The sequence below is a fragment of the Paracoccus xiamenensis genome, from assembly GCF_011308835.1.
GTDB classification, from domain to species: Bacteria; Pseudomonadota; Alphaproteobacteria; order Rhodobacterales; family Rhodobacteraceae; genus Paracoccus; species Paracoccus xiamenensis.
Genome location: NZ_JAAOHY010000006.1, coordinates 131,062 through 142,577 on the forward strand (window position 1 = coordinate 131,062; position 11,516 = coordinate 142,577).

General features: G+C 64.2%; 13 protein-coding genes. 11 read left to right on the forward strand and 2 right to left on the reverse strand.

All coding sequences use genetic code 11. The features are described 5' to 3' along the window. Window positions 1–17: 17 nt before the first annotated feature. On the reverse strand, window positions 18–254 hold the full coding sequence (locus G7044_RS13450) for a hypothetical protein (RefSeq protein ID WP_166329706.1): 237 nt from the start codon (window positions 252–254) through the stop codon (window positions 18–20). Here G7044_RS13450 and G7044_RS13455 point away from each other — a divergent pair. After that, on the forward strand, window positions 249–860 hold the full coding sequence (locus G7044_RS13455) for a methyltransferase domain-containing protein (RefSeq protein ID WP_166329708.1): 612 nt from the start codon (window positions 249–251) through the stop codon (window positions 858–860). The two genes, G7044_RS13450 and G7044_RS13455, sit on opposite strands and share 6 nt — an antisense overlap. 10 nt (window positions 861–870) lie before the next feature. On the opposite strand, the gene tldD is transcribed toward G7044_RS13455, so the two are convergent. Next, complete coding sequence (gene tldD, locus G7044_RS13460; protein WP_166329710.1) at window positions 871–2,292, reverse strand: metalloprotease TldD; 1,422 nt, start codon at window positions 2,290–2,292, stop codon at window positions 871–873. A gap of 189 nt (window positions 2,293–2,481) precedes the next feature. Between tldD and coxB the strand changes: the two genes are divergently transcribed. The 10 genes from coxB (at window position 2,482) to G7044_RS13510 (ending at window position 11,515) form a co-directional block, all read left to right on the forward strand. Next, a complete protein-coding gene (gene coxB, locus G7044_RS13465) occupies window positions 2,482–3,360 on the forward strand; it encodes a cytochrome c oxidase subunit II (RefSeq protein WP_407947411.1) in 879 nt (292 codons plus the stop codon). 12 nt (window positions 3,361–3,372) lie between these two features. Next, on the forward strand, window positions 3,373–4,287 hold the full coding sequence (gene cyoE, locus G7044_RS13470) for a heme o synthase (protein ID WP_166329712.1): 915 nt from the start codon (window positions 3,373–3,375) through the stop codon (window positions 4,285–4,287). After that, window positions 4,284–4,559: a hypothetical protein gene (locus G7044_RS13475; RefSeq protein WP_235931306.1), complete on the forward strand. Its 276-nt coding sequence runs from the start codon at window positions 4,284–4,286 to the stop codon at window positions 4,557–4,559. The genes cyoE and G7044_RS13475 overlap by 4 nt, the downstream gene beginning before the upstream one ends. Next, window positions 4,556–5,152, forward strand: coding sequence for a cytochrome c oxidase assembly protein (locus G7044_RS13480; RefSeq protein ID WP_166329714.1), 597 nt, complete (start codon window positions 4,556–4,558; stop codon window positions 5,150–5,152). The genes G7044_RS13475 and G7044_RS13480 overlap by 4 nt, the downstream gene beginning before the upstream one ends. Window positions 5,153–5,172: 20 nt before the next feature. Then, window positions 5,173–5,997, forward strand: a complete 825-nt coding sequence (locus G7044_RS13485; RefSeq protein WP_166329716.1) for a cytochrome c oxidase subunit 3 — start codon at window positions 5,173–5,175, stop codon at window positions 5,995–5,997. A gap of 184 nt (window positions 5,998–6,181) precedes the next feature. Beyond that, window positions 6,182–6,862, forward strand: a complete 681-nt coding sequence (locus G7044_RS13490; RefSeq protein ID WP_166329718.1) for an SURF1 family protein — start codon at window positions 6,182–6,184, stop codon at window positions 6,860–6,862. Window positions 6,863–6,871: 9 nt separating this feature from the next. Beyond that, complete coding sequence (thrC, locus tag G7044_RS13495; protein ID WP_166329720.1) at window positions 6,872–8,254, forward strand: threonine synthase; 1,383 nt, start codon at window positions 6,872–6,874, stop codon at window positions 8,252–8,254. Next, complete coding sequence (locus tag G7044_RS13500; protein ID WP_407947409.1) at window positions 8,251–9,513, forward strand: M16 family metallopeptidase; 1,263 nt, start codon at window positions 8,251–8,253, stop codon at window positions 9,511–9,513. The genes thrC and G7044_RS13500 overlap by 4 nt, the downstream gene beginning before the upstream one ends. Then, window positions 9,513–10,097, forward strand: coding sequence for a GNAT family N-acetyltransferase (locus G7044_RS13505; protein ID WP_166329898.1), 585 nt, complete (start codon window positions 9,513–9,515; stop codon window positions 10,095–10,097). Before G7044_RS13500 ends, G7044_RS13505 begins: the two co-directional genes overlap by 1 nt. Window positions 10,098–10,102: 5 nt before the next feature. Beyond that, a complete protein-coding gene (locus G7044_RS13510; RefSeq protein ID WP_166329722.1) occupies window positions 10,103–11,515 on the forward strand; it encodes an FAD-binding oxidoreductase in 1,413 nt (470 codons plus the stop codon). Window position 11,516: the final 1 nt, after the last annotated feature.

Consider the following 11,516-nt stretch of genomic DNA (forward strand, 5'->3'; position numbering starts at 1 on the left):
CGCCTCATTCGAGGGTGTTATGGCAGGCCATTGGTTAAGAAAGGGTTAGCGCCTATGCAGAATTTTTCGAAACCTGCGCCCGTCACCGGGAAGCAGGGGGTTGTTTTCACCGGGATTTCGGTCGCAACTGGCAAAAAATCAATGAGGGCGACCGGATGGGCATCAGCATCAACATTGCAATGCATATGGCCCGCATCGCGCCGCTGCTGGCAGGATGCTGCAATGGCATCATGCTTGGTCGGCAGAAGATGCATTTTCGGCGCCCACGATGGACCCCTCGGCTGATAAAGGCATTGGCGCGGCAGGGTGTCATCGTCACTGCCGAGGATCTGTTCCAAGAGGACGGATTTTGCGAGCGCTACCTATCCGCGATCGGCTGGCCGCCGCTGCAAAGTCTGGATTTTTCGGACATCGAGGGGGCAGAGTTCATTCATGACCTGTCAGAGCCGGTTGGCGATGACCTGAAGGGGCGGTTCGATCTGATCTACGACGGCGGCACCACCGAACACGTCTTCGATATCGCCCAGAGCTTTCGCAACGTCGACGCCATGCTGGCCGAGGGCGGCATCTTCGTGTCCAATGTCGGCACCGACGGCTGGTTCGGGCATGGCTTCTATCAGGTCGGCCCGGATATTCCCTGGCGTTACTGGGGGGCCAGTCTCGGCTATGAGGTGCTGGGGGTCTGGACCTTCTCGCGCGCGGGCTGGGACGAACCGCGGGTCATTACCGACCCCACCGGCATGCCGCGCGGGGCCGAGCATCGCTATGACGTGCCGCAGTTCATCAATTATGTCGTGCGCAAGATGCCGCGCAGCGGCCCGCCGAACCCGGTGATCCAGAGCCATTACGTCAATTACTGAGGAAGGCGGCTTAGGCCGCGGATCCCCCAACCGTCAGCCCGCCGATCAGAAGCGAGGGCAGGCCCACCCCGACCGGGACCCATTGGCCCTGCTTGCCGCAGGTCCCCATGCCGGGATCCAGCGCCATGTCATTGCCGATGGCGCGGATCTGCTGCAGCGCGGTCGCGCCGTCGCCGATCAGCGTGGCGCCGCGGATCGGATCACCAACCACACCGTTCTTCACCCGGTAGGCCTCGGTGCAGGAAAACACGAACTTGCCATTGGTGATGTCAACCTGTCCGCCGCCGAAGCCGACCGCATAGATCCCGTCCTTCAGTTCGGACAGGATCGCGTCGGGCGTGGCATCGCCGCCCAGCATGAAGGTGTTCGTCATGCGTGGCATCGGCGCATGGGCATAGCTTTCGCGCCGGCCATTGCCGGTTGGCTCCACCCCCATCAGCCGGGCATTCTGGCGGTCCTGAAGGTAGCCGACAAGGATACCGTCCTCGATCAGCACATTGCGGGCGGGGGCGGTGCCCTCGTCATCGACACTGATCGAGCCGCGCCGATCGGGGATTGTGCCGTCGTCGATCACCGTGACGCCGGGCGCGGCCACGCGCTGCCCCATCAGCCCGGCAAAGGCGGAATGGCCCTTGCGGTTGAAATCGCCTTCAAGCCCGTGGCCCACGGCCTCGTGCAGCAGGATGCCCGGCCAGCCGGGGCCCAGCACCACATCCATGACACCGGCAGGGGCGGGCTGGGCGCGCAGGTTCACCAGCGCGATGCGCAGGGATTCGTCGACCAACGGCTTCCAATGTGCGGGGTCCATCAGCCCGGCCAGCGGAATACGGCCGCCGCCGCCGGTGCCGCCGGTCTCGCGCCGGGCATTATCCTCGACGATGACTGCGACATTAAGCCGCGCCATCGGCCTGACATCGGTCACGAGCCCGCCTTCGGGGCGCAGAATCGCCACCTGTTGCAGGCTGGTCGACAGCGACACGCTGGCTTGCACCACGCGCGGATCGAGACCGCGCGCATAGGCGTCGATTTCGCGCAAAAGCTCGATCCGGGTGGCGATGTCGATGCCCTCTGCCGGGTCCTCGGACATGTACAAGGGCGTGATCGCGCCTTCGGGCGGCAGCGCCAGCGTGCGCCCGCCATTGCCGACGGCGAGGCGCACGGTTTCGGCGGCGCGGCGCAGGGTGGGCAGGGTCAGCTCGGTCGAATGGGCATAGCCCGTGACCTCGCCCGCGACCGCACGCAGCCCGAAGCCCTGGCTGGCGGTATAGCTGGAGCCCCGCAGCCGGCGGTCGTCATAGACCAGCGATTCCGCATGGGCGCGTTCGATGAACAGCTCGCCGTCATCGGCGCCGGCCGTCGCGTCGCGCAGGATGGCGAGCGCTGCGTCCTGGTCGAAATCGGTGTCAAAAGGCTTGAATTCGGTGCTGCTCATGGGTGATCCGCTCATCTCTCAGTCAGAGGACTTCGCCCGCGCGCCGGCATGTGCCGACTTGTCGCAGGCGGGGTTTTGTGGTTGTAAACGGAAAACGTTTGACTCGGAAGGGTGGCGGTCCGTCTCGCATGGATGTGTGGCGTGCTGTCTGAAATGGCAAGGGATACTCGGATGGTGGCTCCAGCAATGATGCGGCACGTAGCAGCGGCGGGAATGGGTGCGGCGGTTTTGCTGTCGTCGGGCATGGCATGGGCACAGGATCGCGCGCAGGATGTGCTGGGCGATCTGCCGGTGATCGGCGCCCCCCACGCGAAAGGCATCGCCTTCCAGCCGGCATCCAGCCCGGAAGCCGTGGACCAGCAATGGCTGGACCATTACGTGCTGGTCATCATCACCGTGGTCACCGTATTCGTCTGCGGTCTGCTGCTGTGGTGCATCGTCCGCTATAACCGCCGCGCGAACCCGACCCCGGCGCGTTTCAGCCATAACACGCCCATCGAGATCACCTGGACGCTGGTGCCGATCCTGATCCTGATTTCCATCGGCGTCTTCTCGCTTCCGATCCTGTTCCGGCAGCTGGCCATTCCGGAAAACCCCGCCGTGGTCATCAAGGCCATCGGGCACCAGTGGTACTGGTCTTATGAATACCCGAACGAAGGTCTGGCCTTCGATTCGCTGATGCTGGCCAAGGAAGATCTGGCGGCCAATGGCTATGCCGAGGACGAATACCTGCTGGCTGCCGACAATCCGGTCGTGGTTCCGGTTGGTCAGGAAGTGCTGATGCAGTTCACCGCCACCGACGTGATCCATTCCTGGACCATCCCTGCCTTTGCCGTGAAACAGGACGCCGTGCCGGGTCGGATCGCCCAGCTGGCCTTCACCGCCACGCAGGAAGGCGTCTATTTCGGCCAGTGCTCGGAACTGTGCGGGATCAACCACGCCTATATGCCCATCGTGGTGAAGGCGGTTCAGCCGGACGTCTATGCCGCATGGCTGGAAGGTGCTAAGGTTGAATTCGCCGCGGCCGAGCTGCTGAACGCGCAGCCCATCCAGTTGGCCGCGAAGTAAGCGTAAGCAACCGTGACCGATGCAACCACATATCAGGCGCCGAACGAGGCCGAATTCAGCGATTATGTCGCGCTGCTGAAGCCGCGCGTCATGTCGCTGGTGGTGTTCACCGCCTTGGTCGGCCTGATCGTGGCGCCAGTGCATGTACATCCGCTGGTCGCCTTCTGTTCGGTCCTGTTCATCGCCATTGGCGGCGGGGCCTCGGGCGCGCTGAACATGTGGTATGACGCCGATATCGACGCGGTGATGAACCGCACGAAATCGCGCCCGATCCCCTCGGGCAAGGTCTCGGGGAACGAGGCGCTTGCCGTGGGGCTGGCCCTGTCTGGTATCGCGGTGATGATGCTGGGCCTGTCGGCGAACTGGTTCGCGGCCGGGTTCCTGGCCTTCACGATCTTCTTCTATGCCGTCGTCTACACGATGTGGCTGAAACGCTCGACCCCGCAGAATATCGTGATCGGGGGCGCCGCCGGTGCCTTCCCGCCGATGATCGGCTGGGCCTGCATCACGGGCGGGGTCAGCATCGAATCGCTGCTGATGTTCGCGCTGATCTTCTTCTGGACGCCCCCCCATTTCTGGGCACTGGCACTGTTCATGAAGGAAGACTACCACAAGGCCGGGGTGCCGATGCTGACCGTGACCCATGGCCGCCCGACGACCCGGCGCCATATCTTCGCCTATACGTTGGTTCTGGCACCCTTCGCGATCTGGCTCGGGCTGACCTCGATTGGCGGGCCGATCTATCTGGCGGTGGCGGCGGTGCTGAACGCGCTGTTCATCTGGCGTGGCTGGCAGGTGATGCGGCGCACGGATGAACAATCCTATGCCGATGGCCACAAGGCCGAAAAAAGCTTCTTCAAGCTGTCTTTGATCTACCTGTTCGCCCATTTCGCGGCGCTGCTGGTCCAACATTGGGTGGGCGTATGATGGCCTTGCGGATCGAACACGAACTGCACACGCGCCGCAAATCGCGCAATATCGGCCTTCTGGTCGTGCTTCTGGCCTTTGTCGCGCTGATCTTTGGGCTCTCCATCGTCAAGGTAAAGACTGGCAGCAGCGCGGCCCTTGAAGGCTTTGACCATCAGGTCCGCCCGGCGCTGCTGCCGCGCGAATCCGGGGTTGAGATCCAGCCCAGCGAAAACCCGGTCGCCGCCCCCGGCACACCGGGTGCCGAGCAGGGCGCGAGGACTGCGCCATGAGCCTGCTTCCCAAAGACAAGAACCAGCGCGTGCTGGTCCAACTGGTCGGCGTGGTGCTGGTGATGGGTGCGCTCGCATGGGCGGCCGTGCCGTTTTACAACTGGTTCTGCCGGGTCACGGGCTATGCCGGGACCACGCAGGTCGCCGAAAACCTCGATCCCGGCGCCGAGATCCTGGACGAGGAAATCACCATCCGCTTCGACGGCAATACCGACCCGAAGCTGCCCTGGGGCTTCCGGCCCATGCAGACCGAAATGACCCTGAAGATCGGGCAGGACGGGCTGGCCTTTTACGAGGCGGTGAACAATTCCGACAAGCCGATCACCGGGCGCGCGTCCTATAACGTCGCGCCGGACATCGCCGGGTCCTTCTTCGTCAAGATCGAATGCTTCTGCTTTACCGAACAGACGCTTCAGCCGGGCCAGCGGGTCGAGATGCCGGTGACCTTCTATGTCGAACCTGACATCGTGACCGACCGCGACGCCTATAAGGTCCGCGACATCACGCTGAGCTATACTTTCCACCAATACGACACGTCCGAGACCGCCGCCGTTGATGTGGCACCGGTCAGTGCCGAATCCAGAATGAACTGACGCAATAGCGGGGACAGCCAATGGCGCATGCTAAGAACCACGACTACCACATTCTGCCGCCCTCGCTCTGGCCGTTCCTGAGCGCGCTTTTCGCCTTTGTGATGCTGACCGGTGGGGTCGCATGGATGAAGGGCATCTCGGCCTTCGGCGTCGCAATCACCGGCCCGTGGATGTTCCTGATCGGGTTCGTCGGCGTGCTTTACACCATGTTCGGCTGGTGGGCCGATGTCGTCAACGAAGGCGAGACCGGCGACCACACCCCGGTGGTACGGATTGGCCTGCAATATGGCTTCATCCTGTTCATCATCTCGGAAGTGATGTTCTTCGTGGCCTGGTTCTGGGCCTTCTTCAAGAACGCGCTGTACCCGATGGGGCCGGAAAGCCCGATCAAGGACGGCGTCTGGCCGCCCGAAGGCATCACCACCTTCGATCCCTGGCACCTGCCGCTGATCAACACCCTGATCCTGCTGCTGTCGGGCGTTGCCGTGACCTGGGCGCACCACGCGCTGGTGCATGAAAACGATCGCAAAACGACCATCAACGGGCTGGCCATTGCCGTCGTGCTGGGCCTGTTCTTCACCGTGCTGCAAGCCTATGAATACAGCCACGCCGCCTTTGGCCTGTCGGATACGGTTTACGGTGGCGTCTTCTACATGGCGACCGGCTTCCATGGCCTCCATGTCATCATCGGCACCATCTTCCTGTTCGTCTGCCTGGTGCGCCTGATGCGGGGCCAGATGACCCAGCAGCAGCATATCGGCTTCGAAGCTGCAGCCTGGTACTGGCACTTCGTCGACGTGGTCTGGCTGTTCCTGTTCTTTGCCATCTACGTCTGGGGTCGCTGACCCTCTGGCACTGACTGAAATTTCGAACGGCGCGAGGGACCCCTCGCGCCGTTTCTGCTTTCGGGCAACCGGTAAGGACCAGATTGCTGACGCCGCGCCGGCACGGTTCCGCGCGGTCGTCGCGGTGCCCCCTTGGTCCCGACGCCGTGGCGGGGTATCGCAGGGCAAATTGAACGGATAGCCCATGCCCACCCAACGCTCGATCCTGCCGCCGCTGATCTTTGGCATCGTGACCACCGCGATCCTGCTGAGCCTCGGCTTCTGGCAATTGCGCCGGCTGGAATGGAAAAGCACCATGCTGACCGAGATCCAGGCCGGGATCGACGCCCCGCCGCAGCCGATTCCGGCCGAGGTTGATCCGTCGATGAAATACATGCCCGTCGCCGTCACCGGCCGCACAACGGGCGAGGAGATCCTGGTGCTGTCCGGGACCAAGGAACTGGGCGGCGGCTATAACATCATCTCGGGGTTTGAAACCGATGACGGGCGGCGCATCCTGCTGGATCGCGGCTTTGTCACGCAGGATTACCGCCGCACCCCGCGCCCCCCGGCTGCGCTGCGGGTGGTGGGTAACCTGCACTGGCCGCAGGACAAAAGCAGCTCGACCCCAGCACCAGACCTGGAGGCGGGGATCTGGTTCGCCCGCGACGTGCCCGCGATGGCCGAGATGCTGAAGACCGAGCCGGTTCTGGTGGTCGCGGCAGAGGTCGGCGGCGACACGCAGGGCGTCATGCCCATTCCGGTCAGCATCGAAGGGGTGCCAAACAGCCACCTTTCCTACGCGGTGCAGTGGTTTCTGTTCGCGGCGACTTGCGCAGGGATGACAGCATGGCTCATCTGGCGTATCAGGCGGCGGACTTATTAGGGGCAGGCAATGCGCTATATCTCGACGCGGGGGGAAGCCCCGGTTCTGAACTTCGAACAGGCCATGCTGACCGGGCTGGCCCGCGACGGCGGGCTGTACCTGCCAGAGACGATTCCGCAGCTGGACGATATCGCAGCACTTGAAGGCCTGCCTTATGAGGAGGTCGCCGCCCGCGTCATCAAGCCGTTTCTGGGCGAGAGCTTTTCGGATGCCGAACTGAACAGCGCCATTCAAGCCGCCTACGCGAATTTCGGCCATATCGCCCGCGCGCCTTTGCGCCAGCTGGCCCCCGGCCATCACCTGCTGGAACTGTTCCACGGACCGACGCTGGCCTTCAAGGATTTCGCTATGCAGCTGATCGGTCAGCTGTTCCAGATTGCGCTGAAACGCTCGGGCCAGCGGATCACCATTGTCGGCGCGACCTCGGGCGATACCGGAAGCGCCGCGATCGAGGCGTTCCGGGGCTTGGATAATGTCGATGTCTTCATTCTGTTCCCACATGGCCGCGTGTCCGAGGTGCAGCGCCGCCAGATGACCACGCCGGAGGATGCCAATGTCCACGCGCTGGCAATTGACGGGCATTTCGACGATGCGCAGGCGCGGCTGAAGGATCTGTTCAACGACCACGCTTTCCGCGATCAGGTCGGGCTGGCCGGGGTGAACAGCATCAACTGGGCGCGGGTGCTTGCGCAGGTCGTTTATTACTTCACCGCCGCCGTCAGCCTTGGCGCGCCGGGGCGGGTGGTCGACTTTACCGTACCGACCGGCAATTTCGGCGACATTCTGGCGGGCCTTGTGGCCAAGCGCATGGGCCTGCCCATCGGCAGGCTGGTCATTGCCACGAACCAGAACGACATTCTGCACCGTGCGCTGACGACCGGCGAATACCGGGTGGGGCAGGTCGAGCCTTCGATCTCGCCGTCGATGGACATTCAGGTGTCGTCGAACTTTGAACGCGCGCTATTCTGGGCCTATGGCAGCGATCCGTCCGCGATCCGCCAGATCATGGACGAATTGAAGGCAGGCGGCTTTACCATCAGCCAGGGCGCGCTGCAGGCCCTGCAGGAAGATTTCATCAGTGGCCGCGTGTCCGAGGATGAGACGCTGGAAACCATCCAGACCATCCGCGCCGAAACGGGTGAGATCCTGTGCCCCCACAGCGCCGTCGGCGTCCACGTGGCCCGCGATCACCTGCGCGCGGGTGTGCCGATGGTGACGCTGGCCACTGCCCATCCGGCGAAATTCCCCGATGCGGTGGAAAAGGCCGTTGGCATCCGCCCCGAATTGCCGCCTCATATGGCGGGGCTGTTTGATCTGCCCGAGCGCGTGACGCGGGTTGAAAACGACGTTGAGGCGCTTAAGTCCCTCATCCTTGAACGGAGGACCGCTTGAGCGAGACCAACATCACCACCCTGCCGAACGGGCTGCGCATCGTGACGCGCCTGATGCCGGGGCTGCATTCCGCGACCATCGGCGTCTGGGTCAATGCCGGTGGCCGGGATGAACGTGCCGAACAGAACGGCATCGCGCATTTTCTGGAACATATGGCCTTCAAGGGCACCGCGCGCCGCAACGCCCTGCAGATCGCCGAGGCGATCGAGGATGTGGGCGGCTATATCAACGCCTATACCTCGCGCGATACCACCGCCTATTACGCCCGCGTGCTGGAAGCTGACACCGCGCTGGGGCTGGATGTGATTTCCGACATCGTGCTGAATCCGGCCTTCGATCAGCGCGAAATCGAGGTCGAGCGCGGCGTGATCCTGCAGGAAATCGGGCAGTCGCTGGACACGCCCGACGACATCATTTTCGACTGGCTGCAAGAGGTCGCCTATCCTGACCAGGCGATGGGTCGCACCATTCTTGGCCCGGCCGAGCGGGTCTCGCATTTCGGCCGCACCGATCTGTCGGGCTTTGTCGCCGAACATTACGGCGCGGGCCAGATGATCCTTGCCGCCGCAGGGGCAGTGGATCACGACGCCATCGTCCGCCAGGCCGAACAGATTTTCGGCCATATGCCCGCCACCACCCGCCGCGTGCGGGACGGGGCGCGCTGGCATGGCGCGGAAACCCGGCGGTTGAAGGATCTGGAGCAAGCCCATTTCACGCTGGCCTTCGAAGGTCCGGGTTATCTGGCGCCGGATTATCACGCGGCGCAGATCTGGACGACGGCGATGGGCGGCGGCATGTCCTCGCGCCTGTTCCAGAAGATCCGCGAGGAGCGGGGCTTGTGCTATACCATCTTCGCGCAGTCGGGTTTTCACGACGACACCGGCATGATGACCGTCTATGCCGGCACCGCCGCCGAGGATATCGAGGAATTGGCGAATCTGACCGTGGACGAATTGAAGCGGTCGGTCGAGACGTTGTCTGATGCGGAAATCGCGCGGGCCAAGGCGCAGCTGAAGGCAGGGACGCTGATGGGGCTGGAAAGCAGTTCCGGCCAGACCGAACGGATCGCGCGGTCGCTGGCGATCTGGGGCCGGGTGCCGGAACCTGCTGAAACGGCTGCGCGTCTGGATGCGGTCACGCGCGACGATCTGCGCAATTACGCCGCCAGCCTGATTGCGCGTCGTCCGGCCATGGCGCTGTATGGCCCGGTTGAGCGCGCACCCTCTCTGGAAACCCTGATCGACCGGCTCGCCGCATGATGTTCGGGCGGCGTCGTCCGATCCGGCTGGAAACCGAACGGATGGCGCTGCGCCTGCCGCAGCATTCCGATTTCAATGCCTGGACGAGCTTGCGTCAGGAAAGCCGTGAATTTCTGGTGCCGTGGGAACCGACCTGGGCGGCAGACCACCTGTCGCGCAAGGCCTTTACCAATCGCGTCTACTGGGCGCAGCGTGCGAGCCGCGCGGGAACGGCCATTCCGTTCTTCCTGGAACGCAACGTCGATGGCGCGCTGCTGGGCGCGATCACCATCGACAATATCCGCCGTGGTCCGGCGCAGATGGCGACGATCGGTTACTGGATCGGCGCCCCCCATGCCCGTCAGGGCTATATGGCCGAGGCGATCGGTGCCGTCACCCGCCACGCCTTCACGACCATGGACCTGTCCCGGATCGAGGCCGCCTGCCTGCCCGACAACGCGGCATCGCGTGCGGCACTGGAACGTTCGGGCTTCAAATATGAAGGCGTCGCGCAAAGCTATCTGCAGATCAACGGGCGGTGGCGTACGCATGTTCTCTATGCCAATTTGCGCAACGACAGACGCGGCAGGACAGAGGCGGGATAGCAGCGATGACCGATGGCAAAGGCTTGAACCCGGCAGGCCCGGAACTGGCGGCGATGCTGCCGCAAGGCGTCCTGCGCGAGGTCGAGCCCCGCCACCTGGAAGAGCCGCGCGGCCGTTATCACGGCCAGGCGGGGCTGCTTGCCGCCCCCCGCAACGTCGAAGAAGTCGCCGCCGTGGTCCGCGCCTGTGCAGAGGCCCGCGTGGGCATCGTGCCGCTTGGGGGCGGGACCGGGCTGGTGGCCGGGCAGGTCATGCCTGACGGGCCTGCGCCCCTGCTTTTGTCGCTGGAACGCATGACCGCCATCCGCGACATTCATGCCGACGAAAACGTCATGCTGGCCGAGGCCGGCGCGACCCTGCAAGCCGCCCGTGACGCCGCCCAGGGCGCAGGGCGGCTGTTTCCGCTGTCGCTCGCCTCGCAGGGGACGGCGACGATTGGCGGGGTCATGTCGACGAATGCGGGTGGCGTGAACGCGCTGCGTTACGGCACCGCCCGCGCCCTGTGCCTGGGGATCGAGGCGGTGATGCCCGATGGCCGCATTCTGCATGACCTGAAGCGGCTGCGGAAGGATAACACCGGCTATGACCTGCGCGACCTGCTGATCGGTGCCGAGGGCACGCTGGGGATCATCACCGCCGCCAGCCTGCGGCTGGTTCAGCCGCCTGCCGGTATTGGCGTGGCGCTGATGGTGGTGCCTGATCCGGGTGCCGCGCTGCGCCTGCTGGCACAGGCGCAGGCGCGTTTCGGCGAATGCGTGACGGCATTCGAACTGATTTCGGGGCAGGGGCCGCGTTTTCTGGCCGAGACCTACCCCGAATTGCGCCAACCTTTCGAGACCCCTCCTGACTGGATGGTGCTGATCGAGCTGGGCCTGCCGGACGGTCTCGATCCCGACACCGCGCTTGAAACCCTGTTCGGTGACGGGCTGGAGGCGGGGCTGGTCATGGACGGGCTGATCGCCCAATCCGGCCAGCAGGCGGCCGATTTCTGGCGCCTGCGCGAGGAAATCCCCGAGGGCAACCGCCGCATCGGCGCGATCTCCAGCCACGACATCTCTCTGCCGCTGTCCGAGGTGCCGCGCTTCATAACCGATGCCGGCGCGATGCTGGCGGCGATGGGCGATATGCGGATCAACTGCTTTGGCCATCTGGGCGACGGTAATCTGCATTACAACGTCTTCCCGGCGCAGGGCCGCGACCGCGCCGAATATGACGAGCTGCGCGGGTCCGTGCAGGAAGCCGTGCATCAGATGGTGGTGGAACGCGGCGGCTCCTTCTCGGCCGAACATGGGGTCGGGCGGCTGAAGGTCCGTGATCTGGAACGCTGGGGTGATCCGGTGCGGCTGGCGGCGATGCGGGGGATCAAGGCGGCGCTTGATCCGCTGGGGATCATGAACCCCGGCGCGGTGCTTGCGTGAG

What these genes read in the sequence shown, in the direction of transcription:
- G7044_RS13475 (WP_235931306.1), top strand. Translation starts at nt 4,284, where the DNA reads ATGATGGCCTTGCGGATCGAACACGAACTGCACACGCGCCGCAAATCG.
- G7044_RS13490 (WP_166329718.1), top strand. Translation starts at nt 6,182, where the DNA reads ATGCCCACCCAACGCTCGATCCTGCCGCCGCTGATCTTTGGCATCGTG.
- G7044_RS13505 (WP_166329898.1), top strand. Translation starts at nt 9,513, where the DNA reads ATGTTCGGGCGGCGTCGTCCGATCCGGCTGGAAACCGAACGGATGGCG.
- coxB (WP_407947411.1), top strand. Translation starts at nt 2,482, where the DNA reads ATGCGGCACGTAGCAGCGGCGGGAATGGGTGCGGCGGTTTTGCTGTCG.
- thrC (WP_166329720.1), top strand. Translation starts at nt 6,872, where the DNA reads ATGCGCTATATCTCGACGCGGGGGGAAGCCCCGGTTCTGAACTTCGAA.
- G7044_RS13455 (WP_166329708.1), top strand. Translation starts at nt 249, where the DNA reads ATGCATTTTCGGCGCCCACGATGGACCCCTCGGCTGATAAAGGCATTG.
- G7044_RS13485 (WP_166329716.1), top strand. Translation starts at nt 5,173, where the DNA reads ATGGCGCATGCTAAGAACCACGACTACCACATTCTGCCGCCCTCGCTC.
- tldD (WP_166329710.1), bottom strand. Translation starts at nt 2,292, where the DNA reads ATGAGCAGCACCGAATTCAAGCCTTTTGACACCGATTTCGACCAGGAC.
- G7044_RS13480 (WP_166329714.1), top strand. Translation starts at nt 4,556, where the DNA reads ATGAGCCTGCTTCCCAAAGACAAGAACCAGCGCGTGCTGGTCCAACTG.
- G7044_RS13510 (WP_166329722.1), top strand. Translation starts at nt 10,103, where the DNA reads ATGACCGATGGCAAAGGCTTGAACCCGGCAGGCCCGGAACTGGCGGCG.
- G7044_RS13450 (WP_166329706.1), bottom strand. Translation starts at nt 254, where the DNA reads ATGCATCTTCTGCCGACCAAGCATGATGCCATTGCAGCATCCTGCCAG.